The organism is Celeribacter baekdonensis, from assembly GCF_900102315.1.
GTDB lineage: Bacteria > Pseudomonadota > Alphaproteobacteria > Rhodobacterales > Rhodobacteraceae > Celeribacter > Celeribacter baekdonensis.
In genome coordinates, this window is sequence record NZ_FNBL01000014.1 from 28,311 (window position 1) to 51,622 (window position 23,312).

At 59.5% G+C, this 23,312-nt stretch carries 21 protein-coding genes; 14 read left to right on the forward strand and 7 right to left on the reverse strand.

Translation table 11 applies throughout. From position 1 onward, the window contains the following. Positions 1-31: 31 nt before the first annotated feature. Genes BLT54_RS17975 through BLT54_RS17985 form a run of 3 tightly spaced genes read left to right on the forward strand, consistent with a single transcriptional unit; the run spans position 32 to position 3,211 of the window. The gene (locus tag BLT54_RS17975; protein WP_074646564.1) at positions 32-1,780 is read left to right on the forward strand and encodes an FAD-dependent oxidoreductase; all 1,749 of its coding nucleotides are present in this window, start codon (positions 32-34) and stop codon (positions 1,778-1,780) included. A 1-nt stretch (position 1,781) separates the two neighbouring features. Next, complete coding sequence (locus tag BLT54_RS17980; protein WP_074646565.1) at positions 1,782-2,393, forward strand: NIPSNAP family protein; 612 nt, start codon at positions 1,782-1,784, stop codon at positions 2,391-2,393. Between the two features lie 5 nt (positions 2,394-2,398). Next, entirely contained in the window at positions 2,399-3,211 is an 813-nt protein-coding gene (locus BLT54_RS17985) for a sugar phosphate isomerase/epimerase family protein (protein WP_074646566.1), read from the forward strand. A 156-nt stretch (positions 3,212-3,367) separates the two neighbouring features. On the opposite strand, the gene BLT54_RS17990 is transcribed toward BLT54_RS17985, so the two are convergent. Further along, positions 3,368-3,829, reverse strand: coding sequence for a hypothetical protein (locus BLT54_RS17990; protein ID WP_218129406.1), 462 nt, complete (start codon positions 3,827-3,829; stop codon positions 3,368-3,370). Further along, a complete protein-coding gene (locus tag BLT54_RS23060; RefSeq protein WP_342707863.1) occupies positions 3,826-4,770 on the reverse strand; it encodes an FAD-dependent oxidoreductase in 945 nt (314 codons plus the stop codon). The genes BLT54_RS17990 and BLT54_RS23060 overlap by 4 nt, the downstream gene beginning before the upstream one ends. 298 nt (positions 4,771-5,068) lie before the next feature. On the opposite strand from BLT54_RS23060, the gene BLT54_RS18000 reads away from it, so the two are divergent. Genes BLT54_RS18000 through BLT54_RS18020 form a run of 5 tightly spaced genes read left to right on the forward strand, consistent with a single transcriptional unit; the run spans position 5,069 to position 10,705 of the window. Then, positions 5,069-6,682, forward strand: coding sequence for an AMP-binding protein (locus BLT54_RS18000; protein ID WP_074646567.1), 1,614 nt, complete (start codon positions 5,069-5,071; stop codon positions 6,680-6,682). Then, positions 6,682-7,857 carry a thiolase family protein gene (locus tag BLT54_RS18005; RefSeq protein ID WP_074646568.1) on the forward strand — a complete coding sequence of 392 codons (1,176 nt, stop codon included), beginning with the start codon at positions 6,682-6,684 and terminating at the stop codon, positions 7,855-7,857. Before BLT54_RS18000 ends, BLT54_RS18005 begins: the two co-directional genes overlap by 1 nt. Beyond that, positions 7,854-9,092: an SDR family NAD(P)-dependent oxidoreductase gene (locus BLT54_RS18010; RefSeq protein ID WP_074646569.1), complete on the forward strand. Its 1,239-nt coding sequence runs from the start codon at positions 7,854-7,856 to the stop codon at positions 9,090-9,092. The genes BLT54_RS18005 and BLT54_RS18010 overlap by 4 nt, the downstream gene beginning before the upstream one ends. Continuing rightward, the gene (locus tag BLT54_RS18015; protein WP_074646570.1) at positions 9,089-9,880 is read left to right on the forward strand and encodes a cyclase family protein; all 792 of its coding nucleotides are present in this window, start codon (positions 9,089-9,091) and stop codon (positions 9,878-9,880) included. Before BLT54_RS18010 ends, BLT54_RS18015 begins: the two co-directional genes overlap by 4 nt. A gap of 51 nt (positions 9,881-9,931) precedes the next feature. Then, positions 9,932-10,705, forward strand: a complete 774-nt coding sequence (locus BLT54_RS18020) for an aspartate/glutamate racemase family protein (protein ID WP_074646571.1) — start codon at positions 9,932-9,934, stop codon at positions 10,703-10,705. A 28-nt stretch (positions 10,706-10,733) separates the two neighbouring features. Here the strand turns inward: BLT54_RS18020 and BLT54_RS18025 are convergent, their stop codons facing one another. After that, complete coding sequence (locus BLT54_RS18025; protein ID WP_074646572.1) at positions 10,734-11,291, reverse strand: YybH family protein; 558 nt, start codon at positions 11,289-11,291, stop codon at positions 10,734-10,736. Positions 11,292-11,738: 447 nt separating this feature from the next. On the opposite strand from BLT54_RS18025, the gene dctP reads away from it, so the two are divergent. The 3 genes from dctP to BLT54_RS18040 all read left to right on the forward strand — a co-directional run bounded on the left by dctP (position 11,739) and on the right by BLT54_RS18040 (position 14,815). Next, positions 11,739-12,737 carry a TRAP transporter substrate-binding protein DctP gene (gene dctP, locus BLT54_RS18030; RefSeq protein WP_083351884.1) on the forward strand — a complete coding sequence of 333 codons (999 nt, stop codon included), beginning with the start codon at positions 11,739-11,741 and terminating at the stop codon, positions 12,735-12,737. A gap of 78 nt (positions 12,738-12,815) precedes the next feature. Further along, entirely contained in the window at positions 12,816-13,337 is a 522-nt protein-coding gene (locus BLT54_RS18035) for a TRAP transporter small permease (RefSeq protein ID WP_074646573.1), read from the forward strand. Between the two features lie 2 nt (positions 13,338-13,339). Continuing rightward, a complete protein-coding gene (locus BLT54_RS18040; RefSeq protein ID WP_074646574.1) occupies positions 13,340-14,815 on the forward strand; it encodes a TRAP transporter large permease in 1,476 nt (491 codons plus the stop codon). Between the two features lie 56 nt (positions 14,816-14,871). Here the strand turns inward: BLT54_RS18040 and BLT54_RS18045 are convergent, their stop codons facing one another. Genes BLT54_RS18045 through BLT54_RS18060 form a run of 4 tightly spaced genes read right to left on the reverse strand, consistent with a single transcriptional unit; the run spans position 14,872 to position 18,748 of the window. Further along, complete coding sequence (locus BLT54_RS18045; protein WP_074646575.1) at positions 14,872-15,636, reverse strand: maleate cis-trans isomerase family protein; 765 nt, start codon at positions 15,634-15,636, stop codon at positions 14,872-14,874. 1 nt (position 15,637) lies between these two features. Then, a complete protein-coding gene (locus tag BLT54_RS18050; RefSeq protein WP_074646576.1) occupies positions 15,638-16,555 on the reverse strand; it encodes a fumarylacetoacetate hydrolase family protein in 918 nt (305 codons plus the stop codon). 19 nt (positions 16,556-16,574) lie between these two features. Then, positions 16,575-17,693, reverse strand: a complete 1,119-nt coding sequence (locus BLT54_RS18055) for a cupin domain-containing protein (RefSeq protein WP_074646577.1) — start codon at positions 17,691-17,693, stop codon at positions 16,575-16,577. Then, positions 17,690-18,748, reverse strand: coding sequence for a carbon-nitrogen hydrolase family protein (locus BLT54_RS18060; protein ID WP_074646578.1), 1,059 nt, complete (start codon positions 18,746-18,748; stop codon positions 17,690-17,692). The genes BLT54_RS18055 and BLT54_RS18060 overlap by 4 nt, the downstream gene beginning before the upstream one ends. Before the next feature lie 309 nt (positions 18,749-19,057). Here BLT54_RS18060 and BLT54_RS18065 point away from each other — a divergent pair, with 309 nt between their 5' ends. The 3 genes from BLT54_RS18065 to BLT54_RS18075 are packed head-to-tail and all read left to right on the forward strand — an operon-like array spanning position 19,058 to position 23,300. Further along, entirely contained in the window at positions 19,058-21,232 is a 2,175-nt protein-coding gene (locus BLT54_RS18065; RefSeq protein WP_074646579.1) for a thiamine pyrophosphate-dependent enzyme, read from the forward strand. Then, positions 21,229-22,806 carry an indolepyruvate oxidoreductase subunit beta family protein gene (locus BLT54_RS18070; protein ID WP_074646580.1) on the forward strand — a complete coding sequence of 526 codons (1,578 nt, stop codon included), beginning with the start codon at positions 21,229-21,231 and terminating at the stop codon, positions 22,804-22,806. Before BLT54_RS18065 ends, BLT54_RS18070 begins: the two co-directional genes overlap by 4 nt. Beyond that, positions 22,803-23,300: an acyl-CoA thioesterase gene (locus tag BLT54_RS18075; RefSeq protein WP_245708049.1), complete on the forward strand. Its 498-nt coding sequence runs from the start codon at positions 22,803-22,805 to the stop codon at positions 23,298-23,300. Before BLT54_RS18070 ends, BLT54_RS18075 begins: the two co-directional genes overlap by 4 nt. Positions 23,301-23,312 lie beyond the last annotated feature (12 nt).

A 23,312-nucleotide genomic window follows, 5' to 3' on the forward strand; every position in this document is an offset into this window, starting at 1 on the left:
GTCTTTCGCGCTGTGAAACGAAAGCAGGACAATGGACAGCGAAACGGCGGGCGTCACCGCCTGCGACGTTCTGATCGTTGGATCAGGCGCAGCGGGATTGTGTGCCGCGATCACGGCAGCAAAAGCAGGGCTTGATGTCATTGTGGCCGAGAAAACCGGGGTTTTCGGCGGCACCTCTGCATGGTCCGGCGGCTGGCTTTGGATTCCACAGAACCCACAGGCGATCCGCGCCGGGATCACTGAGCCCGACACCAAACCCCGCCGCTATCTGCGCGCGATTTTGGGCCATCGCGCCAATGATCCGCGCCTAGAGACGTTCTTGCAAAACGGTCCCGACATGCTGCGCTTTCTCGAAGAGATCGGCGTCATGACCTGGGTTGATGGCAATCATGTGCCTGATTTTTACGCTCATAATGGTGCCGCCGAAGGCGGGCGCTCTGTGACCACCGCGGCCTATGATGGGCGTCAACTTGGACCTTTGATGGCGCGGCTGCGTCCGCCACTCGATGTCGTGTCGCTTTGGGGCATGGGCATCGGCAGCGGTGCGGATATGGCGCATTTTTTCAATGCGACCCGGTCCCCAAGCGCGCTGTGGCATGTCACCAAACGGCTGGCCAAACATCTCTATGATCTGGCGCGTTACCGGCGTTCGATGCAGCTTGTGGGCGGCAATGCCCTTGTGGCGCAGCTTTTGAAAGGGGCAGCGGACAGCGGGGTTCAGCTTTGGCATGACAGTCCGGTGACCAGCCTACGCCATGATAAGGGTCGGATCGTGGGTGCATCCGTGATCAGACAAGGGACGCCAATCCGCATCACCGCCCGCAAAGGCGTGGTGCTTGCGGCGGGCGGCTATCCGCATGATGCCCTGCGGCAAACACACAGCTTTGCCCATACAGACACTATTGCGCATGCCTCTGCTGCGCCCAAATCAAACACCGGCGACGGCTTGCGTTTGGCTGAAACGGTTGGTGCAGCGCTTGACATGAACATTGCTGAACCCGCCGCATGGGCGCCCGTGTCCCGCGTCCCGGATGGTGAGGGCGGGTTCAAAAATTTCCCCCATCTCATTGATCGCGCCAAACCCGGATTTATCGCGGTGGATATCAGAGGGCAGAGGTTTGTTAATGAGGCCGACAGCTATCATGAGTTCATGAAAGCCCTGTTTGCGGTGACGCCAAAGGGGCACGCGCCGGAGGCTTGGCTGATCTGCGATCACCGGGCGCAGAGGCAATTTGGCATCGGCTGGGCCAAACCCTTTCCCTTCCCGCTCACCCGCTATCTGCGCACGGGCTACCTCAAACGCGGGCGGCGGATCACAGATTTGGCGGCGCAGTGCGGCCTGCCCACCGAGGCGCTTGCACAGACCATCGCGCGGTTCAATGACAGCGCGCAGGCTGGCCACGACCCGGCGTTTCACCGCGGCGCATCGCTTTACAACCGCGCCCAAGGTTGGGCCAAACACAAAGGTCCAAACCCGGCCTTGGGGCCATTGGAGCGCAGGCCGTTTTATGCGGTCAAACTCGTGCCCGGCAGCCTTGGTACATTTGCCGGGATCAAAACCGCCGCCGACGGGCAGGTGCTTGGGCAAGACGGAGCGCCGATGCCCGGGCTCTATGCCATCGGCAATGACGCCGCCTCGATCATGGGCGGGCATTACCCGTCTGGCGGCATCACCCTCGGGCCGGGCATGACGTTTGGCTACATCGTCGGTCGCCGAGTTTCAGGTCAACCAATCAAAGGCCTAACCCCTCCCATTTCACACCACACAAAGGATGCATGACATGACCTATTACGAAATCACAACGCTCAAGACCGTGATCTTTGGCGCAGGAAAGGCCTCGGACGGGCTGCAAAACTGGCTCGCGGCGGGCAAAGGCACGCTGCTCGGGGCGTTTGCCACCGACATTGGCACCCTCAACGAAGTCTATGTTTTGCGCGGCTTCGAGACGCTGGACGAGATGATGGACGAACGCGAACGCGCGGTGATGTCCGACAATCCGATGGGCTGTATGGAGCATTTGGTCGACCTGCGGTTTGACAGCTACAAACCCTTTGATTTCATGGCCCCGATCACCCCCGGCACCTATGGGCCGATCTACGAATTTCGCACCTATAAGGCCAAGCTGAACGGCGTGTCTGTCACCCAAGACAAATGGCGCGACGCCATCCCGGCGCGTTCGGAATATTCGCCGCTGACCATGGCGATGTGGGGCCTTGATGGTGCGCCGCGTATCACGCAAATCTGGCCCTATAGCTCACTTGACGCCCGCACCAAGGCGCGCAGCCAATCGGTCGCGGACGGCAAATGGCCGGCCAAAGGCGGCCCGGACTGGCTCACCCCACAGATGACCAGCGCCATCGCCCTTCCCTTGCCATTTTCCCCGCTGAAGTGAGTGCCATGCCCCATAAATTCTCTCTTGCCTTTTTGACCACACATGAGGTTCCGCCACATGAGGCGGTGCGCATTGCGGCGGCCACCGGGTATGACCTTGTGGGGCTACGGTTTTTACCCGCCGCCCCAACCGAGGCCCCCTATCCGATCCTGTCTGATCCGACAGTTGAAACTTTGGTGAAAGCGGCGCTTGAGGAGACCGGAATCGGCATTGCCGATATTGAAATCGCCCGGCTCAAACCGGACACCAATGTCGAAGACTTTCGTGATTTTCTGGCGCTCGGCCAACGGCTTGGCGCGCGCAACGTGCTTGTTGCGGGCGATGATGCAAACCATGATCGTCTGACCGAAACCTTTGCCGCCTTTTGCGATCTCGCAGCCGAATATGGCCTGACCGGGGATTTGGAGTTCATGCCCTGGACCGGGGTCAAAACCCTACCCGAGGCACAGCGCATCGTGGAAACGGCGGGGTGCGCCAATGGCGGCGTTCTGATCGACGCGCTGCATTGGGACCGGGCGGGCGGGACGGTCGCGCAGATTCAAAACCTGCCCCCCGCGCTCATTCACTACGCCCAGCTTTGTGATGGTCCAAAGCCATATGACCCTTCCGATGCCGGGATGATCGAGATCGCCCGAGGCGCACGGCTTTTGCCCGGAGACGGCGGGATTGATCTGATCGCCATGGTGTGCGCCTTGCCGCGTGATCTGGTTCTGAGCGTCGAGGTGGCCCAGATCGACAAGGCCAAAACCGTGGATGCCCAGAGCCGTGCCGCCGAAGCGCTCGCACGGTCCAAGGCACTGGTGACCAAGGCCACCTGAACGATAAAGGTCGGATCAACGCTTCGATGCAGGGCTGCGAAGCCCTCGCATCGGGGCCCGCGTTTTTGTGAGACATCGCGATGGGGTAGGATCACTACAGCTCATCAGCGAGATGACGGCCCACCATCGCCATCCGGTCGCCCATCACCGTTGAAATCAGCCATGGCATCCGCGCGGCGGAATCATCAGAGACACGCCATTTGGCGAAAACACCGGCTTTTTATCGACCATTTTGTAATACATGACCCCCTGCCACGGCCATGGCCCCCGCAGCCCCACAAGGAATTCTTCATCACCATCTCCATCAAAATCCCCGCAGAGGATTTGATGGCCCGGACCTTCGCCATTTTCATTGGGGTCGCCGTAAACATCCAGAACCTGCCGGGACCAACGGGCGGTGGCCGGATCGCTTTCGGGATCACGGGTATAGATGGCGACCGTATTGCCATGAAACGGCTCGATGGCGGCGACACAGCTCATCGGAACGCCATCAATGCGCCCCGCATCAAGGTCGCCACTGCCCTTAAACCCGGTTTCCTCGAACTGCGAGGTCTCGCCTGTGCCGATCCGCACATGCTGCCAAGCGGCTGTGTTCGTATCATAGTAAATCCACGTCACCCCTTCGTCCGAGGCGACCAAGACAGAGTCACGATCCGAGCCGGGAATAAGGCCGCGCTTTTTCTCCGCACCGGAACTGCCGAAACGATCAGATGGGCCTTGATCATCAGGCGGCAAAACTGGCGATAGGGCAGCGGCTCGATCGGGTAAATATTGTCTTCGCCCGCCACAATCGGCAGGATCGCCTCACGCACCACCGGGTTGAGATGCAGCGGCATCACGATGCGCAGCCCCGCTTCGAGGTGGATCAGCGGCACGTCGCCCGCCGCGCGTTTCCACCGCGTCACAAGATCAAGGGCGAGCGCCGGGGCCATCAAAAACCCGTGGCGGTACATGCCATTGACGTGGATCACATCGCCGACATGCCGGATGGCGGGCAGATTGTTTGGAAAGGACGGGCGCAGCCCCGCCGCCGTTGTGATGACCTCGCCCTCCGCGAAACCGGGGTGAACGGTATAGGCCGCCGACAGCAATTCCATCACTGCCCGCGCCGTGATGCCGCCCGCATCATCGCTTTCGATCATCGTGGCCCCGACCATGTAACGCCCCGCGCCGCGTGGCACGATATAGACCGGAAAGCGCGGATGCAGCAGGCGGATGGACCGCGTGAGTGCCACATCCGGGGCATGCAGTTCCAACATCTCACCACGGACTGCACGCAGATCGCGCAAAGCCGCGCGGGCCGAGATTCCTGTGCAATCCACCACGGGATGGCAAGCGTCATGCGTGACCCGGAATATCAAGCCACGCTTCGCACGACCTGAAACAGCGGAATCGTGAGGTCCGATGCACAGGACATCACCCCCCTTTCCGACCCCGTGCGCGACCGCTTGGAGCCGCGCTGCTGTGGTCGCGATCTGCGGCCCATGTGGAGATTCCACACCCCCAAAACATCGCCCTTGCGCAGGGCTTTGAGACGGACCTCCATATCCGAAGCCCACATCGCCGCCCTTGCGGTCTGATCCCGACCAATGATCTTGCGGTGCGGCAACTATGGCTTGACAGAAATAGTTTTATATATAAACTTATGTTGTAACATATAGTATAATCAAAGGGGTTGGCATGCCGTTGACAGGGTATGAGGATGTCGCTTTTGCGCGCGACACCAAAAACAACAAACGGATCGAAGCGCACCCTTTGGCATCACCGCCTGTATGCTGGTCCGCAGACCCCCATGGCGGCGCGACACCCACAGAAGACCGGGCGTTCAGCAACTTTCAGCTTTGGGTCTGACGCAGCATGGACACGGAAACAGTATACACCCGCTTCATGGATATTGCTGCAAGACGCGGCGAAGCCCCGTTTTTGCACGTGCTAAAAGAAACCGCAGAGATCTATGACATCCCCGCTGGCGACATCAGCTATGCGCAAATGGCCGAACGGACAGAGGAATGGCGCAGAAAATTCGCGGCAGCAGGCTATGGCGCTGGCCACCGGATCGGCCTGTTGTTGCAGAACAGACCGGTCTTTTTGGAAATATGGCTGGCCCTGAACGCGCTTGGTGCGTCGGTTGTCCCCATCAACCCGGATTTGCGTCTGGCAGAGTTGGAATACCTTGCCGAACATTCTGAAATGGTGCTGGCCATCGTGCTGGCCGAACGGCTGGACGAAATGAAAACCGCCGTGGAAAATGCCGGGCTGTCCGCCCGGATCACCACACCGGATGGCGAACTGCCCACCGCCGTGACGACAGCGGCCTCTGATGCTGCGCTGACCACGCTGACCGAATGCGCCTTGCTTTACACGTCGGGCACGACCGGCAAACCCAAGGGCTGCATCCTATCCAACCAGTATTATCTTTACTCCGGGGATTGGTATGCTCAGGCTGGCGGACACATCAGTCTGCAACGCGATTGCGAACGCATGCTGACGCCCCTGCCCGTCTTTCACATGAACGCCATGGCGGTGTCGACAATGGCCATGATCACCGTGGGCGGCTGTCTTATCATGCTTGATCGCTTCCATCCGCGCACCTGGTGGGACTCGGTGCGCAAAAGTGGCGCGACCGTGGTACATTATCTGGGGGTTATGCCGCCCATGCTGATGCGCGCCGAACCTTCGGTTGATGACCGCAATCATAACCTGCGTTTCGGGTTTGGCGCGGGCGTCGACCCGAAGCTGCACGCAGCTTTCGAAGACCGCTATGGATTTCCTCTGATCGAAGCCTGGGCCTGTACCGAAACCGGTTCGGGTGGCGTCATCTGCGCCAACGAGGACCCCCGCAAGGTGGGCACGGCCTGCTTTGGCCGCAGCGGCAAGGACGTGGACGTGCGCGTGGTTGACGATGCTGGCAACGACGTCCCCACAGGTGCGCCCGGCGAAATGCTGGTGCGCCGGGCCGGGGACGATCCCCGCTACGGGTTCTTTTCCGGTTACCTGAAGAACCAAAAGGCCACGGATGAGCTGTGGCAGGGCGGATGGCTGCACACCGGCGATGTGGTCCAACAGGATGAAGACGGGTCACTGCATTTCGTTGATCGCAAGAAGAACGTGATCCGCCGATCAGGTGAAAACATCTCGGCCGTCGAGGTGGAATCGATCCTCAACCGGCATCCGCAAATCAGCATTTCTGCCGCCATCGCTGCACCCGATGACATACGCGGCGATGAAGTCGCGGTGTTCGTGATCCTTGAAGATGCCACAGGCGACGCGGCCAAGGCGCAAGAGATCGTAACCTGGGCGCTGGACCAGATGGCCTATTACAAGGCCCCCGGATGGATCTGCTTTGTCGATGAACTGCCCCTGACCGCAACGCAGAAAATTCTGCGGGGACAACTGAAAGACCTGATGGTCGCGACCTTTGCCGCAGAGGGGTTCATCGACACCAGGCCTCTGAAGAAACGAAAAGTCTGATGGCACAACAGCAACCCTATGACGGCGTTGTGGTCTGTGCGCCCGTCACCGTGCCCTATACGCGCTATTCCGACAAGACAGCGCATTGGTGGGCGGGCAGTGCCCTGAAAGAGCTGTCGCGCCAAACGGGGCTGGGGCCTGCCGATTTCGACGGGTTCTGCTTTTCAAGTTTTTCGGCGGCCCCGGACACGGTCGTCGGCATGGTCCAGCATCTTGGCCTCAGCCCGCGCTGGATGGATCATATCCCCACCGGCGGCGCAAGCGGTGTCATGGCGCTGCGACGTGCCGCGCGCGGCGTTCAGGCTGGTGACGTCGACCTTGTTGCCTGTGTGGCCGCCGACACCAACCAGATCGACAGCTTTCGGCAGACCCTCGCGGGGTTCTCGCGGTGCTCGCAGGATGCCTCGTATCCTTACGGGTTCGGCGGGCCGAACGCGACCTTTGCACTGATCACTGATGCATTCATGCGGGATTATGGCGTGACCCGCGATGACTTTGCCAAACTCTGCGTGGCACAGCGGTCGAACGCATTGTCAAATCCACATGCGCTGATGAAAAAACCTTTGACCCACGATGCCTATATGGCGGCCCGTCCCATCGCGGACCCTGTGCATCTTTTCGATTGTGTCATGCCCTGCGCCGGAGCCGAGGCCTTTGTCGTGACAACCCCCGAAAAAGCGCAAGAGCTGGGCCTGTCCACGGCACGTCTGTCGGCGACAATCGAACGTCACAACGCCTTTGCCGAAGATCCGGTTCAGACCCGCGGGGGCTGGGCGCGCGACATTGATGCCCTGTGGTCGGCTGCTGGCTGCACGCCACAGGATGTGGATATGGTTCAGCTTTATGACGATTATCCGGTGATCGTGGCCATGCAACTGGCGGATCTGGGTTTGTGCGACAAGGCAGAGCTGTCACAGTTCATCGCCGCACATGATTTCACAATCACCGGCTCGATGCCGCTGAACACCAATGGCGGGCAACTTTCCGCAGGGCAGGCCGGCGCGGCGGGCGGGTTCCAGAATGTGACCGAAGGCTTGCGACAGGTTCTGCATTGTCCGCTGGGTGATCAGGTGCCTGACGCCAAGCGTGCGCTGATCTCGGGCTTCGGACTGGTGAATTATGATCGCGGGGTCTGCACCGGAGCCGCCATTCTTGAGCAGGACGTGCTGCGATGACCAATCCGTTGACGCCTCCGAAACGCAAGGACCCGCTGCTGAGAACCCACGTTGGCCATGTGTCGCCAAACCTGCGCAGCCGCGCAGCAACGGCGATGGCGGCACGGGCCGGTCAGGGCCGCTTTGTGCTGCAGGTCTGCCACGACTGTCGCCGCGCGACTTACCCGCCGCGCGACCGCTGCCCGGTCTGCTGGGGCGAACTGGATTGGCAGGATCAGCCAAGGGGGGCAGTGATTGAGGCCGAGACGACAGTGCGCAGCAGCGTCGATCTGTTCTTTCGCGACCATCTGCCCTGGCGCATCGGCTCTGCCCGTCTGGATGCCGGACCGATGGCAATTGTGCACCTGCACGGCGACGTGAAACAAGGCGACCGCGTACGCATGGAGCTGAAGCTCGACCGGGGGGGCAATCCGGCGCTCTTTGCGCTGCCAGAAAAGGAGACATCGCATATGGCTGACGATCCACAATTGCGCCTGTTCACGGCAGACCCAAAGGTCCGCCGCATCCTGGTGACTGACGGCAGGGAGGCGACCGGACAGGCCGTTGCCAGCGCATTGCTGGACGCGGGGGCGACAACCGTGTTTCTGGGGAACGCCGATCCGTTGATGCGCTATCCGGGACAGGACCGGATCGAAGCCATCGACGGGATCGAACCCGTTGCCCTGAACCTGACGGACACCGGCAGCATCGAAAAGCTTGCCGCCCAATTGGGCGGGCGTGTCGACATTGTTGTCAACACGGCCAGATTCACCCGGTCCGGCGGCGTCGGCTTTGGCGGCAAACTGAGCGACCTGCAATCCAGTCTGGACCTTGAGGTCACTGGGCTGATGCGCCTGGCCCAGGCCTTTGCTCCTGCCCTGTCGGCCCGGTCCGATGACGGGGTCAACGCGGCTGCGGCTTTCGTCGATGTCGCGTCGATCCACGGCCTGACGGGCAACGCGGGTTTTGCCGGGTCTTCGGCGGCCGCGGCGGCGCGTCTTGCGCTTGTCGCCAGCCTGCGGGGGGAAATGGCACAGACGGGCATTCGTGTCATGTCGGTCCTGACCGGCCCGGTCGACGACAGATGGCACCAGTCAGTGCCCCCGCCGAAAGTCACGCCAACACAAATTGCGCGCGCGGTTGTCACCGCCCTTCAGAGCGGGCAGGAAACCATCTGTGCGGACGATGTGGCACAAGACGTTATGGCCCGCTGGCAGGCCGATCCCGCCCTGACAATTCGTGAGGAAAACAAATGAGCCAATCGTTGCTTTCGGATCTGGCCGTGGCACTGGCCTCCGGTGCGGTACGTGTCATCGACCTGACCAATACGCTAAGCCCGGATTTCCCGGTGATCGTACTGCCCGCTGAATTCGGCCAATGCGCGCCGTTTCGGATGGAAAAACTGTCGCGTTATGACGACAACGGACCGGCCTGGTACTGGAACAACATCTCGATGAATGAGCACTCGGGCACCCATTTCGACGCCCCCGCGCACTGGGTGACGGGCAAGGACTTGCCGTCAAACACGGTTGATGCCATTCCGGCGCAGGATTTCATGGCCCCCGTTGTGGTGATTGATATATCCGCCGAGGCCGCCGCAGACGCCGATTTCGTGCTGACCCGCACCTTCCTCGAAACGTGGGAAAGGGAAAATGGCCGCATCCCGCCAAGGCACTGGATTGCGCTGCGCACCGACTGGTACAAACGCGTGGGCACGCCGGAATACCTGAACCTGCTGGAAGACGGCGCCCATTCGCCCGGACCGGACGCGGGCGCCGTGGAGTTCATGGTGCATGAGCGCAACTGTATCGGTCTGGCGGTGGAAACCGTTGGCACCGATGCCGGTCAGGCAAGCACCTTTACGCCCCCCTTGCCCGCGCATTCGATCCTGCACGGCAATGGCAGGTTCGGCCTGCAATGTCTCACCAATCTGGACAAGCTGCCGACCTTCGGCGCGCTCATCGTCGCCTGCCCGCTCAAGATCGAAGGTGGCTCGGGCAGCCCGCTTCGCGTGGTCGCATTGGTGGGAGAGACGAACGCCTGACGGCACAGGATCGGCCAAGACCCCAGTCTGTTACATCAACGGAGAAACAGAATGAAGATTTGGTATCAAAGCTATGTCGATTACGAAAATGGCGCGACCTATTGGGAGGCACTCAGGCCACATCTGCAAGCCTGCGTTTCGCCGGGGACGGAAATCGAGATTCACGGCATCACACCCTATGACAGCTACGCCCACCCTCTGGTTGAATTCCGCTGCGCCCGCGAGATGATCTGTCATGCGGTCCAGGCTGAGCGCGAGGGCTACGACGCTTTTGTTGTGGGGCATTTTCAGGATGCAGGGCTGTATGAAGCACGCAGCGCCGTTGATATCCCCGTCATCGGATTGGGTGAGGCGACGATGCTTTGGTGTTGCCAACTGGGCCAGCGCCTTGGGATCGTGACCATCAACACCCGGTTCATCCCCTGGTTCCATCAACAGATTGGCAAATATGGGCTGCGCGATCGTGTGTCGGGCGTTCATGCCATGAGCTTTGAACCCGGCCAGATCCTTGGGGCCTATGGGACCGAAGACAAGGCGCGCGAGGTCAAGGACCTGTTCGACAAGCAGGCGCTGCCGCTGGTTGCCAGCGGGACAGATGTGGTGATCCCTGGTGGCGGCATTCCGATGCTGCTGTTCTCCCGGTTCCAGAACCATCAGGTCAACGGCGCGCCGGTCATCAATGGTATCCCGATCGCGGTGAAGATGGCGGAAATGGCCGTGAGCCTGCGACACCTGAACGGACAGGGGGCAAGCCGCACCGGCGACTTTGTGAAAGCCCCGCCACAGGTGATCGAAGAGTTCCTGAGCCACCCGAAAGGGCTGTAGGCATCGCCCTCAGATCATATCGCCCGCCCTAAAACGCCGATCGCGACGCATCGTCGATAATGAACCGCCAACCCGCATCACCCTGATGGCGCAGCACTTCGATACCGCCCCCGGTCAGATTCTGCAGCTTCCCGTCGGGATCGGTAAGCTCAAGCGTCCAATGATTGGTCGAAAGCGCGATATCGTTGTGAACGACATGAATGCGGTCGCCGATTTCGATTTTCGGCTTCAGCGCCAACAGCCCTTGATAATCAGCACGGGTCGCCGCATTTCCAAGCAGTTCAACCCCGTCAGGATTGATATAGGTGACATCCTCGGCATAAAGGGCCACAAGCCCGTCCAGATCACCCGCATTGAAGCGATCCTGCCAGGCATCATAGACCTTGTCCAGATCGGTGACTGGCGCCGTATCGCTGGATGTTTGTGCAAACATGCCGCTGGCGGACAGTCCGACACCCGACGCAACCAGCCCGGTGCCAACCAACCGCAAGAACTGCGCGCGGCTTAGATCGACTGACTGTTTCGCACCGGCACCAGACCTGTCGGAAGGCAACGTGCATAAGGCGTTGTAGATTGAACTGAACATTGGTTTGGCCTTTCCCAAATCACTGATCTGAAACACGCTAATGGCGGCGAAACGGGCCGTCTATTTCCGTTCAGGTTAATTCTTGTGCCGTTTCGGCCAAAACCAACGATGCCGACCCGGGCATCCGGTCTACACCCTGCCCCTGTCGGCCCAACCAACCACCAAAATCCGCGCGCCGTTTTCGCCAAAACTGCATTGGTCGGGCGATGGTCTGTGCCCGACAGATCGCTGCAATCACAGGAAAAACCGTGGAAAATGGTCTGTCCGTGGCAGCCACGCTGCGGTGACAGGCGGCACGTATTAATATGCTGGTAAATAATTTTACTTGTAAAATACATTGAAGCAATCTTTACTGATGGCCAAGGATTCGCCCAAAGAACGCGAAATTGCGGCTGGAGCGACACGCGCAACAAGCAGCCCACATTCAACACTCAAGGGGAGTTAATCATGCAATCCAAGATCACGCTTATCAAACGGCTGGCCGCATGCGTCGCGGCGGCCACGTTGCTGGCCGCACCAATGGACGCCGAAGAAGTCACCCTGCGCGGCGTCACCTGCTTTCCCATCGGCGCCCCTCCGGGCGTTCCGTTCGAGGAAATGGTCAAAGAGATCAATGAAAAGGGCAAAGGGGTTGTCCAGATCAACCTGCTGGGCGGCGCACCTGCCATCGGCAGCCCGTTTCAGGTTGCCGAGCGTATGGCGCAAGGGGCCTATGACATAGCGGGTTGCCCCGAAGCCTTCTTTGGCAACCTCGTTCCAGAAGCACCCGTGCTGCGCCTTCAGGAAAAAACCTTTGCCGAACTGCGCGAAAACGGCGGTATTGACTATTTTCAGGAGCTGATGAACGCAAAAGGCGCCTATTTCGTTGGCCGCCACCATGACGATGGTCCGTTCAACCTGTTTCTTGGCGAAGGCAAAGCCATCGACAAGGCCGATCTGACCGGTCTGAACCTACGCGTTTCGCCGGTCTATACGGCATTCTTCAAGGCCCTTGGCGCAACGGTCCAGCGGTCTTCGATGCCCGAAGTCTATACGTTGATGGAAAGCGGCGCGGTCGACGGCTACGGCTGGTCGGTGCGCGGTGTTTCTCCGTCATGGTATCCGGTCACGAAATACCGGGTCGAACCGGGCGTCTATCGCGCGTCGATCCACACCATCGCGAACCTGAACCGCTGGAACGCGCTGAGTGACGACGCCCGCGCGATCATCAACGACGTGGTAATCGGTGCCGAAACGCGGATGGAAGGTTCGGGCGAATATGCCCAGAAGCTTGACGAGGAAACACGCAAGTCGCTTGAGGAAAATGGCATCGAGACCATTACCCTTGAAGGTGCGGAAGCCGAAAAGTGGATCATGATCGCACGCGACTCTGCCTGGGACGAGTTCATTGAGCAGAACCCCGAGACCGGACCAAAGCTGAAAGAGCTTTTCACAAACGGTCAATAACAAAAACAGGTGCAAAGGGCCGGCACATCATCACGCGGTGATCTGCCGACCCGACCTCAATACCAACCGGAGACGTTGATGACGCCCCTTATTGACAAATTCGAAGTCCTTTTCGAGAAATTCAACATTTGGATCGCCATATGTGTGGCCGGATCAATCGGACTTTTTGCAACACTCGTTCCCTTCGACTTCTTCTCGCGCAAGCTGGGCGGGCGGGGTCTGGAGTGGTTGAACGAAGGCGCGGAATACGGCCTGTATGCTGGCGTTTTCCTGTCATCCGCATGGGTTCTGTACAAGGGCGCGCATGTCCGTGTCGATATCATTCTGACCGCGCTCCCGGCCCGCATTGGCGCCAAGGTAGAACGCGCGATTGACCTGTCCGGTGCCCTGCTATGCCTTCTCATGGCGTATTTTGGCGCAAAAGGGACCTTTAGCAGCTACATCTTCTGGTCCTTGCCGGACAAGGACCTGCAAGTGCCCAATTGGATCGTGCTTGGGGTTTTCACAGTCTCGTTTGTCATGTTGGCAATCGAATTCCTGTTTCGCTATCGCCGCGCAGGCCGCCCCGACCACGAAATTTCGACGGACATAGGATTTTGATGATGGAATGGTATTCAGCCATGATCCTGCTTTTGGGGATCGTCTGCTTCTTCCTGTTCTTGGGATTACCGGTCGCCTTTGCCTTTATGGCGGCAAACCTGTTCGGAACGGTCCTGTTCATCGGAGGGCTCGCATCCATCGGGGACTGGACCATCGCATCCCTGTCACTTCAAAGCATGCCAATGGAGTTCCACGAGGCAATTTCATATTCGTTATCGACCATAGCGCTCTTTCTTCTCATGGGGGAAATCCTGCTTGAAACCGGAGTCGCGTTCAAAGCCATCGGGGCAATCGAGCGCATGATCTCACGCGTACCGGGCCGCCTGTCCATTGTGGCAATTGTGGGCGGTACGGTGTTTTCGTCCCTGTCCGGCTCGACCGTGGCGAACACCGCGATCCTTGGTAAGGTGCTTTTGCCCGATATGCTGCGGCGCGGTTACAAACCTGCTATCGCGATGGGGCCGATCATGGCCGTGGGGGGCATTGCCATGCTGATCCCGCCATCCTCGCTGGCGGTGTTGCTGGCAAGCATTGCACAAAAATCCGTGGCCCTGCTGTTGGTGGCGGGCATTATTCCCGGATTCCTGATGGCGCTGTGTTTCTTTGCCTACATCATCATCCGGTGCACCCTGAACCCCGACCTGGCCCCTGCCTATGATCCTGACATCAGCTATCTTGACCGCCCGCTGACCTTTGCGATCAACACCCGCCGCGGTACGGTCTGGTCACGGACCTATACCGGAAAATGGCTGCGGATGGCGAACAGGCTGCTGCCAACGGTTGTCTATATCCTCCCGCTGTTCAGCATCTTTGTCGTTGTCGTGGGCAGCATTTTCACAAACTTCGCCTCACCAACCGAAGCCGCGGCCATGGGGTGTCTGGCGGCGCTGGGGGCCTGTCTGTTCTTCCGGCTCTTCAAGAACAAGTTCACGATCACCGGCATCGAAGGCGCCGATTTCGGCTACGCCGAGATTGGCAAGGCCCTGATGGAAACCGCCAAGGTCAACACGATGATCATCTTCATCATCGCGGGATCGCTGGTGTTCACTCAGGCAATGGCCGTCTCCGGTGCCACTCAGGGCCTGTTGCAAGCCCTGACCGCGCTTGATCTGTCGCCACTGTCAGTGGTGCTGTTCATGATCCTGATCCTGTTGTTCCTTGGCGCATTCATGGATCAGGTCAGTATGCTTCTGCTGACGCTGCCGTTCTTTTTGCTGGGGCCAAGCTCATTGCAGGCAATCTATGGCATTGATCCGATCTGGCTGATGGTGCTGATCCTCATCACGATGGAAATCGGGCTTTTGACGCCGCCGTTCGGTCTATTGCTGTTCGTGATGCGCGGTGTCGCCCCGGACGGGATCACCATCGGCCAGATCATCCGCTCTGCCCTGCCGTTCATCCTGATCGAGTTGGCGGTGCTTGCGCTGCTGATCTTCGTGCCGGGCGTCGCCACCTGGCTGCCCAACCTGATCAAATAGTCAAACCGACTGGCATCGAACGCGGCCATGGCATCCCAGGGCCGCGTTCGCTCAGTTCAAAGGTAACGTCCCGACAACAACGCACCGCAATCTGGAACGTGGGGTTTCAGACCCAGTTTCGTCAGCATCTGGTGAGTTGTCGCCACCGCGGCCGAAACAACGGGAATGCCACATTCGTCCTCGACCTTCTGGATCGCGGCAAGTGACGGCATCTGGACACAGGCGGACAACACAAGCGCGTCGATGTTCTTGAGGTTCGCACGTTTGTAGATCTCGGTCAGGTTCATCGGGTCCTGCGCGGCCACCTCAAGGTTGTCGGGGATTTCCAGCGCGATGCTGTCGGTCACCTCGATCCCTTCCGACGTGATATAGTCGGCCACCATGTCGGTCAGAGGGCGCATATAGGGCGTCACGATGGAGACCCTTTTGGCCCCCATCAGGTGCAAACCGTCGACCAGCGCACCGGCAGAGCTGACCACCGGCGCGGGGTGACCGTTGTCCACGGTCACCTGGTGCAGGCGCTTCTGGCTTTCCCGGTGATAGCCCCGGCCCATGGACATGATGGCGACCAGACAGGCATAGCCCATCACATCGACCGATGCATCGCTCAGCTCCATCGCGCAGCGGTCGCTGTCCGCGTCCATTGCCTTAAGCTCTTCCGCAGTCACCTTTTTCATCCGCATACGGCTGGAATGAAAGGAAAAGCGGTCCCGGTAGATGGATTCGCGCGCCCGCAACATCGCCGGAATCTCGCGTTCCATCGTCAGGTTCGACGACGGAACGATCTGACCAATCTTCAGGGTCTTATGCATGTTTTCCATGTCAGTCTCCGATCTTGACGACGGGGTTGCGCAAGACGCCAATGCCATCGACACCGCATTCGATCACATCACCGGGCCACATCCATTCCTGCGGATCACGCCCCGCACCAACCCCCGCCGGGGTGCCCGTGGCGATGATGTCGCCGGGTTCAAGCGTGATCCCCGAAGAGATGTCAGCAATCAGCGTCGGGATGTCGAACAACAGGTGCTTGGTATTGGACCGCTGTTTTTCCTCGCCGTTCTTTTTCAGCCAAAGCACCAGATCATGCGGGTCCGCAATATCGTCGGCGGTCACAATGGCCGGGCCAAAGGGGCAATAGCTGTCCTGCCCCTTCGAGAATATCCACTGTCCCGCGCGACGGTTGTCGCGGGCCGATACATCGTTGATCACCGAATAGCCAAACACATGGCTCATCGCTGTGTCCTTGGAAATCCGCGTGGCACGCTTGCCGATGATCACTGCCAGTTCGACCTCCCAGTCGAGCATCTGCGTCATGGACGCGTTGTGCTGGATCGGCTCGCCAGTTGCGATCACGCTTGTCGGCGGTTTGGAAAAAACCACCGGTTCCTTGGGCAGCTCCTTTGACGTGTCCAGCGACTTGGCGCTTTCGGCGACATGTTCAACATAGTTCAAACCAATGCCGAAGATGTTCTTACGCGGTCGCGGGATTGGCGCCAGCAGGCGTATGTTTTCCTCGGGCACCGCGATCCCGGCAGGCCGCGCGCTTTTGGTTTCGGACAAGGCGCGGCTGATGGCGGCCAAGGCATCGGGGCCCAGGTCGATCAGCGTAAGCATATCCGATGGCAACGCGGCACCAACGGCCTCGCCCAGGTATTCGACGTCAATCACAAGGCCGTCCTGAACGACCCCAAGGCGACCTTCGGCTGCGACACCGTCTTTGTAAGTTACGAGTTTCATCTTTGGGAATCCTGATACATTATGCGCTGACGACCTGATGGCCGTCGTTGTCTTGCAAAGCCTGCTCGGCGTAAAAGCCCAGCTTTCTCATGGTCGGCAGGTCATGGAACGAGAACAGGCAGGCATCATCGCCGCTTTGCGTGTTGCAATGTTCGTGCCACATCCACGGCGGCACGCAGAAGATGTCCTTTTCCTTCCAGTCGAAGCGCTGCCCGTTGATCACCGAATAGCCTTCACCCTTGGCCACCTGATAAATGATGTTGCCGGTGTGGCGATGCGCCTTGGTGTGTTCGGACGGGCGCAAGAGCTGCATGTTCGCGCCCATGGTCAGCATCGGATCGGCACCGGTCTTGGGGTTGATATAACGCATGATCACCCCGTCATAAGGCGACCCATCTGTGACCTTGGCGTAGGTTTGCAGCGCCTCATAGGTCTGGTCCCAGCGGAATTTGAGCAAAGGCGAATAGGATTTGTCCCACTTGTCCAGTTCGGGCATCAGTGCAGGTGCCCCATAGGTTGCAGGGCTGTCATCCAGCGGCAAATTGCTGGCCTGATAATCGTCGGGATGCACTTCGTAAAAATTCGCCTCAAGCGCGTTGGTCAGCGGAATGTCCAGCCCATCCTGCCACAGACAGGTGCTGCCATCCTCTTCGATCCCGTGCTCGTGCCATGTGCCGTTGGGGGTCAGCACGAAATCCTTGGCGCCAAGGCTCATCTTGTGGCCCTCGACAATCGTATAGGCACCCGTGCCTTCCATAATGAACCGCAAGGCAGAGGCCGCATGGCGGTGCGCCCCGGCGCGTTCGCCCGCCTTCATGGTCTGGATCCCCGAGAACAACCATCCGCAGGCGGCACTTACATCCTGACGTTTCGGGTTGCGCAGGTAGACCACCCGTCGGCCCGCATCCTCGGGGCGGACCAGGTCAATGGCGCGCAAAACCTGCGGGCGCAGGTCTTTCCACCGCCACAGGACGGGATCGGATTTCGGCGTCGGCTCCCAGGGCTCGATCGTATTTGCAACGGTCCACAGTGCGCCTGTATCCTGCTTCGCAAGATCCTTGTAGTAAGCCTCCAGCTCTGGCGTGTCGCGCACCCGCGCGCGCCCCAGAATATCATCGTCCTTGGCAATATCAGTCATGATTTCCTCCAGTCTTGATTGGATTGCGGTTGTTCACTGTCGCTCGGCATCGGCTCAGCAGTGAGATCCGGCTCGGCTGCCGGACCGGTTTTCAGGGTGACCGCCGTCTGCGGCACCTGATTGACCCTCAGGTCAAAGACATCGAACCGGTTGTAGTGGCCCGTGATGTCATGCATCTGCTTGGGTTGGATGCATTTACCCAGGTCGATTTCGGCGTAGACGATGCCTTCATCGTCAATCAGGCCCTCCCCGATCGCACGCCCATCAGGCCCGATAATCCCCGAATAGGCGCTTGATTTGCGTTCAAGCATTGCGCGCGCATCGGGGCGGATTTTCTCCATCTCGGTGATGATTTCATCCGACACCGTCGACGTGGCAATGACGGTAAACACCTTGCCTTCAAAACTGTGCGACATGCCGCGCAGCTTGATCGCCTCGGCCATGTCATAATTGGGCGGCGCGACCGGCAGCGAGATATAGCTGGCGGCATGCACCAGTTCGCCCTGCGCCAGTAAGGTGAACCGCGCCAGCGTGTTGGTGTTCTCGCCACAGGCCAAACCACCCAGCGGGCCGATTTCGGTGTCATAGACCTTCAGGCTGGAACCATCCCCGCCCGTCCATGTCAGTTTCTCGGCCCAGGTCGGCACCAGCTTGCGGTGCTTGCCAAGAATCGCGCCGTTCGGACCGATGAACAGCAACGTGTTGTAAAGCGCGCCCAGCGACACCGGGCTACGTTCGTTCAGCCCGATCACGACATGGCATTTGTTGGCCCTTGCCGCCGCCTGAACGACTGCGACCTCGGGCCCATCGGCAAAGACCGATGCCCGCACAAGCTTTTCGAACCAGGCACCGCCCGTCACCGGATCGGTGATCCAGTTCCAATACGGGTATCCGGGAATAAAGACCTCGGGGAACACCACCAGGGATGCGCCGTTGCCAGCCGCCTCGGCAATCAGTCGCGCCGCTTTGTCCACCGTGCGTTTGGCGTCCAGAAACACGGGGCTCGCCTGTACCGCCGCAGCCGTAAACCTGGGAAAATCATCCAGAGGAAGCATGATTACTCTATCCTTTTCATATTGTGCGGCTTCATGCGCGAAGGCCGGAAAACCGCGGTTTTACCGCCGCAGGGGAACGACCACCCGCCCTGCTCGCACGCCACTTCTCCGACAAATTTGCCGAAAGCATATAGTGTGCTCTGACGGATTCTGTCTGCGACAGACATTGGGTCTTCTTTATTTAACATCATGTTTTTTCATCATATTCTGATGTTTTTCCGCGTATTTTTCCGAAGTCAAAAACTGGCCGTTGACTTATTTTATATATAAATCTATTTATTAACATACTTTTTTTTCAGGGAGACACCAATGGCAGAACGATCCTTTGCGAAAGAAGTCCAAGACCTGAAGCTCGGAGAGGGCGATCAGTTCCGGGGTGAGGGCATCTTGGCCATTACCAAGGCCCTGTTGCAGTCAGGCGTCGCCTATGTCGGGGGGTATCAGGGTTCGCCGATTTCACACCTGATGGACGTGCTGGCAGACGCCAACGATATCCTCGATGACCTCGGCGTGATCTTCCAAAGCTCGGCCAGCGAAGCCACGGCGGGCGCGATGCTGTCGGCCTCGGTCATGTATCCGCTGCGTGGTGCGGTGGCATGGAAATCAACCGTCGGAACCAACGTGGCTTCTGACGCGTTGTCGAACCTTGCGTCGGGCGGCGTCACTGGCGGCGCGATGGTGATCGTCGGCGAAGACTACGGCGAAGGATCGTCGATCATGCAAGAACGCACCCATGCCTTTGCGATGAAGTCGCAGATGTGGCTGCTGGACCCGCGCCCGGATCAGGAATGTCTGGTCAATCTGATCGAAAAGGGTTTTGAGCTGTCCGAGGCGTCCAACACGCCCGTCATGTTGCAGGTGCGCGTGCGGTCATGTCACATGACCGGCGAATTCACCTGCAAGGACAACAAGCGCCCCGCATTCACCCTGCAAGACGCGATGAACAACCCCAAACGCGATCTGGGGCGCATCGTGTTGCCCCCGGCCGCTTACGACCACGAAGTCGAGAAGATCAAGGTGCGGATGCCCACCGCCATCGACTTTATCCGCGATCAGAACCTGAACGAAGTCTTTGGCCCCACCGGGACAGACAAGACCGGCAAGACCGGGCTGATCGTTCTGGGTGGCATGTACAACAGCACCATTCGCGCGCTGCAATTCCTGGGGCTATGCGATGCCTACGGCAATTCGCGGGTGCCGATCTACGTGATGAATGTGGCCTATCCGACGATCAAGTCCGAGGTCGATACATTCTGCGAGGGGCTGGATGCGGTGCTGGTGGTGGAAGAAGGCCAGCCGGAATATATCGAACAGTCTGTCACGACCGTTCTGGCGCGCGAAAAGCGCCCCACCATGGTGCACGGCAAGGACTATCTGCCAATGGGTGGCGATTATACCGCTGCCGTGCTCACCGACGGGATTGGCCGCTTTCTTGAGGATCACGAACCAAAGCAGCTTGGCAATCGCGCCCCCGTCCCCGATCCGGTGCCGACCCTGACCAGCCCGGTGATCGACAGGCTCAGGGACGTCGTGCCCGCCCGTCCGCCCGGCCTGTGTACCGGATGCCCCGAACGCCCCATCTTCGCGGCAATGAAGATGGTGTTCGAGGAAACCGGCACCCATCACGTGTCGGCTGACATCGGCTGTCACCTATTTTCGATCCTGCCGCCTTTCAACATCGGGGCGACGACCATGGGCTTCGGTCTTGGGCCTGCCTCGGCTGCGGCTTTCAACGTCAAGGGCGCGAAACGCTCTATCTCGATCATGGGCGACGGCGGGTTCTGGCACAACGGGCTGACCAGCGGCATTGGCAATGCGGTGTTCAACAAGCATGACGGCGTTTTTGTCATTGTCGACAACTTCTATTCATCGGCCACGGGCGGTCAGGATATTCTGTCGTCCCGCGCCCAGAACAAGCGCCGCAAAACCAACAATTCCATCGTGGACGCGGTCAGGGGCATCGGCGTGACATGGGTGCGCCAGGTTGACCACACCTATGACGTCACCCGGATGCGGGAGGTCCTGAACGAGGCGCTGACCACCGATGCCGAAGGCCCCAAGATCATCGTGGCCTCCTCCGAATGCATGCTGAACAAGCAACGGCGTGAAAAGCCGAAGGTGGCCAAGGCGATCAAAGGCGGCAAGCGTGTGGTGAAGGAGAAATTCGGCGTCGACGAGGATGTCTGCACCGGCGATCACGCCTGCATGCGGCTGTCGGGTTGCCCCTCACTGTCGATCAAGGAACTGGATGATCCGCTGCGCGATGATCCGGTGGCCTCAATCGACGACACCTGCGTCGCCTGTGGCAATTGCGGCGAAGTTGCCGACGCAGCCGTGCTGTGCCCCTCCTTCTTCCGCGCCGAGGTCATCCATAACCCGACGGGCTGGGACCGGTTCAGAGCCAATCTGTCAGGGTCCGTCATCCGATATCTGCAAAGCCTGCGCGAAAATCGTGCGGTCCGTTTCGAGGATCAAACGACATGAAAGACGACACAGTCAAACTGGATCTGAAACCCGGCGGACCGGCCACCGAGCGCCCGATCTCCATTGCGATTGTCGCCATGGGTGGTCAGGGTGGCGGCGTGCTGACCGGATGGATCGTGGATTTGGCCGAAACCCACGGATGGGTGGCACAGTCAACCTCGGTTCCCGGCGTCGCCCAACGCACCGGCGCCACCATCTATTACCTGGAAATGATGCGCCCCGGAGAGGGTGGTCAGAAACCCGTGCTTGCGCAGATGCCCACCCCCGGCGATGTCGACGTGGTGATCGCCTCGGAATTCATGGAAGCCGGCCGGTCGATCCTGCGCGGGATCGTGACACCGGACCGCACCACGCTGATCGCCTCAAGCCACCGGTCGCTGTCGATCAGCGAAAAAACCGCCCCCGGCGACAGCATCGCCGACAGCAGTGCCGTCACCGACGCCATCGGCGTTGTTGCCCGCCACGAGATCGTTTTCGACATGAACGCGATGGCAGTGCAAAACGGATCAGTGATCTCTTCTGCAATGTTCGGCGGCCTTGCGGCATCAGGTGCCCTGCCGTTCGCGCGCGACGCCTATTACGATGTGATCCGCAAAGGCGGCAAAGGCATCGAGGCCAGCATTCGCACCTTTGACGCCGCGTTCGAGCGCGCGGTGAAAGGGGACGAAACACCGCCTGTCGCATCATCGGATACACCTCTACCCGTCGCCATTCTGCCCGAGCGTCTGCGCGATCGGCGCGCCGACGCCATGCTGACGCGCCTGCGCACCGAACTTCCCGCGCAGGCCCATGGCTTTGCCTATCTGGGTCTGCAAAAGGTCGTCGACTTTCAGGACCCGGCCTATGGCGACGAATATCTTGACCTTCTGTGCGATCTGGCCCGGCGGGATCACGCCGCAAACGGCGATGCACATGGCTTTGAATTCACTGCCATGGCGGCCAAATACCTTGCGAATGCCATGACCTATGATGACGTGATCCGCGTCGCGCGCCTCAAGACACAAAGCACCCGCCGTCAGCGGGTGGCGGATGAAGTGGGCCTGAAGGACGGGCAAATCCTCAACACAACCGAATTCATGCATCCGCGTATCGAAGAGGTCGCCTCGGTCCTGCCGGTGGGTTTGGCAAACTGGTTGAAATCACGCGAAAGTCTATATGCATGGCTGAACCGCCGCATCGACAAGGGACGCCGTGTCCATACCTACAGCCTGGTGTGGTTCCTTGCGCTGTACTTTGTCGGCGGCTTGAAAGGCATGCGCCGCAAATCGCTGCGCCACCAGACCGAGGTCGCCCACCGTGACGCATGGCTGGCCGACGCGTCACAGGCTCTTGTGAAAAACTACGCCCTTGGCGTCGCCATGCTGACCTTTCGCCGCCTGATCAAAGGCTATTCCGACACCCATATCCGCGGCCAGTCAAAGTTCGAAAAGGTCATGCAGGCTACAAAATCCATCGCCGAGCGTGACGACGCGCCAGAATGGGCGCAGCGGCTTTTGACCTCTGCCATCAAGGACGCGTCAAGCGACGATATTGACGGCACAATCAAGACAATTGAAAGCTTCACGCGCGCATGAACCAGATAGACATGAACCAGATCAACACCACGACGTCACGGCCCAAACCGATCCGGCTGGCCGACCTGCCATCCCGCGACTGGAGCTACCGCCACATCTTCAGACACGGTCAGTGCGACCCGGCGGGCATTGTCTATACACCTGAATTCTTTAACGTTTTTAACCATACCGTCGAAGCCTGGTTTTGCGAACATCTGGGGATATCCTATTACGACCTCATCGGCCCCCGACGTATCGGGCTGGGCTATGCCAACGCCCACGCCGAATTCTTTGCCCCCGTCAGAATGGGTGATCAGATCGACATTTTCATCCGCATCACCCGGATCGGCGGCAAATCCTATACCCTTGAGCTGAACGCCATGAGCGGCGAGGTTGAAAGCCTGCGTGGGTATTTCACGACGGTCACGACCGATCTGAACACACACACTACGATTTCGATCCCCGTCGAGGTCAGAGACGCATTGAACCGGTACGGCATCTCCGATAAAAGTTAGCATGTAAACATT

Excerpts from the sequence above, each read along its gene's own strand:
- BLT54_RS18000 (WP_074646567.1), top strand. The coding sequence starts at position 5,069 with ATGGACACGGAAACAGTATACACCCGCTTCATGGATATTGCTGCAAGA.
- BLT54_RS18035 (WP_074646573.1), top strand. The coding sequence starts at position 12,816 with ATGACGCCCCTTATTGACAAATTCGAAGTCCTTTTCGAGAAATTCAAC.
- BLT54_RS18055 (WP_074646577.1), bottom strand. The coding sequence starts at position 17,693 with ATGACTGATATTGCCAAGGACGATGATATTCTGGGGCGCGCGCGGGTG.
- BLT54_RS18045 (WP_074646575.1), bottom strand. The coding sequence starts at position 15,636 with ATGGAAAACATGCATAAGACCCTGAAGATTGGTCAGATCGTTCCGTCG.
- BLT54_RS18020 (WP_074646571.1), top strand. The coding sequence starts at position 9,932 with ATGAAGATTTGGTATCAAAGCTATGTCGATTACGAAAATGGCGCGACC.
- dctP (WP_083351884.1), top strand. The coding sequence starts at position 11,739 with ATGCAATCCAAGATCACGCTTATCAAACGGCTGGCCGCATGCGTCGCG.
- BLT54_RS18075 (WP_245708049.1), top strand. The coding sequence starts at position 22,803 with ATGAACCAGATAGACATGAACCAGATCAACACCACGACGTCACGGCCC.
- BLT54_RS18025 (WP_074646572.1), bottom strand. The coding sequence starts at position 11,291 with ATGTTCAGTTCAATCTACAACGCCTTATGCACGTTGCCTTCCGACAGG.
- BLT54_RS17985 (WP_074646566.1), top strand. The coding sequence starts at position 2,399 with ATGCCCCATAAATTCTCTCTTGCCTTTTTGACCACACATGAGGTTCCG.
- BLT54_RS18070 (WP_074646580.1), top strand. The coding sequence starts at position 21,229 with ATGAAAGACGACACAGTCAAACTGGATCTGAAACCCGGCGGACCGGCC.
- BLT54_RS18060 (WP_074646578.1), bottom strand. The coding sequence starts at position 18,748 with ATGCTTCCTCTGGATGATTTTCCCAGGTTTACGGCTGCGGCGGTACAG.
- BLT54_RS18040 (WP_074646574.1), top strand. The coding sequence starts at position 13,340 with ATGGAATGGTATTCAGCCATGATCCTGCTTTTGGGGATCGTCTGCTTC.
- BLT54_RS18015 (WP_074646570.1), top strand. The coding sequence starts at position 9,089 with ATGAGCCAATCGTTGCTTTCGGATCTGGCCGTGGCACTGGCCTCCGGT.
- BLT54_RS18010 (WP_074646569.1), top strand. The coding sequence starts at position 7,854 with ATGACCAATCCGTTGACGCCTCCGAAACGCAAGGACCCGCTGCTGAGA.
- BLT54_RS18065 (WP_074646579.1), top strand. The coding sequence starts at position 19,058 with ATGGCAGAACGATCCTTTGCGAAAGAAGTCCAAGACCTGAAGCTCGGA.
- BLT54_RS17975 (WP_074646564.1), top strand. The coding sequence starts at position 32 with ATGGACAGCGAAACGGCGGGCGTCACCGCCTGCGACGTTCTGATCGTT.
- BLT54_RS18050 (WP_074646576.1), bottom strand. The coding sequence starts at position 16,555 with ATGAAACTCGTAACTTACAAAGACGGTGTCGCAGCCGAAGGTCGCCTT.
- BLT54_RS17980 (WP_074646565.1), top strand. The coding sequence starts at position 1,782 with ATGACCTATTACGAAATCACAACGCTCAAGACCGTGATCTTTGGCGCA.
- BLT54_RS18005 (WP_074646568.1), top strand. The coding sequence starts at position 6,682 with ATGGCACAACAGCAACCCTATGACGGCGTTGTGGTCTGTGCGCCCGTC.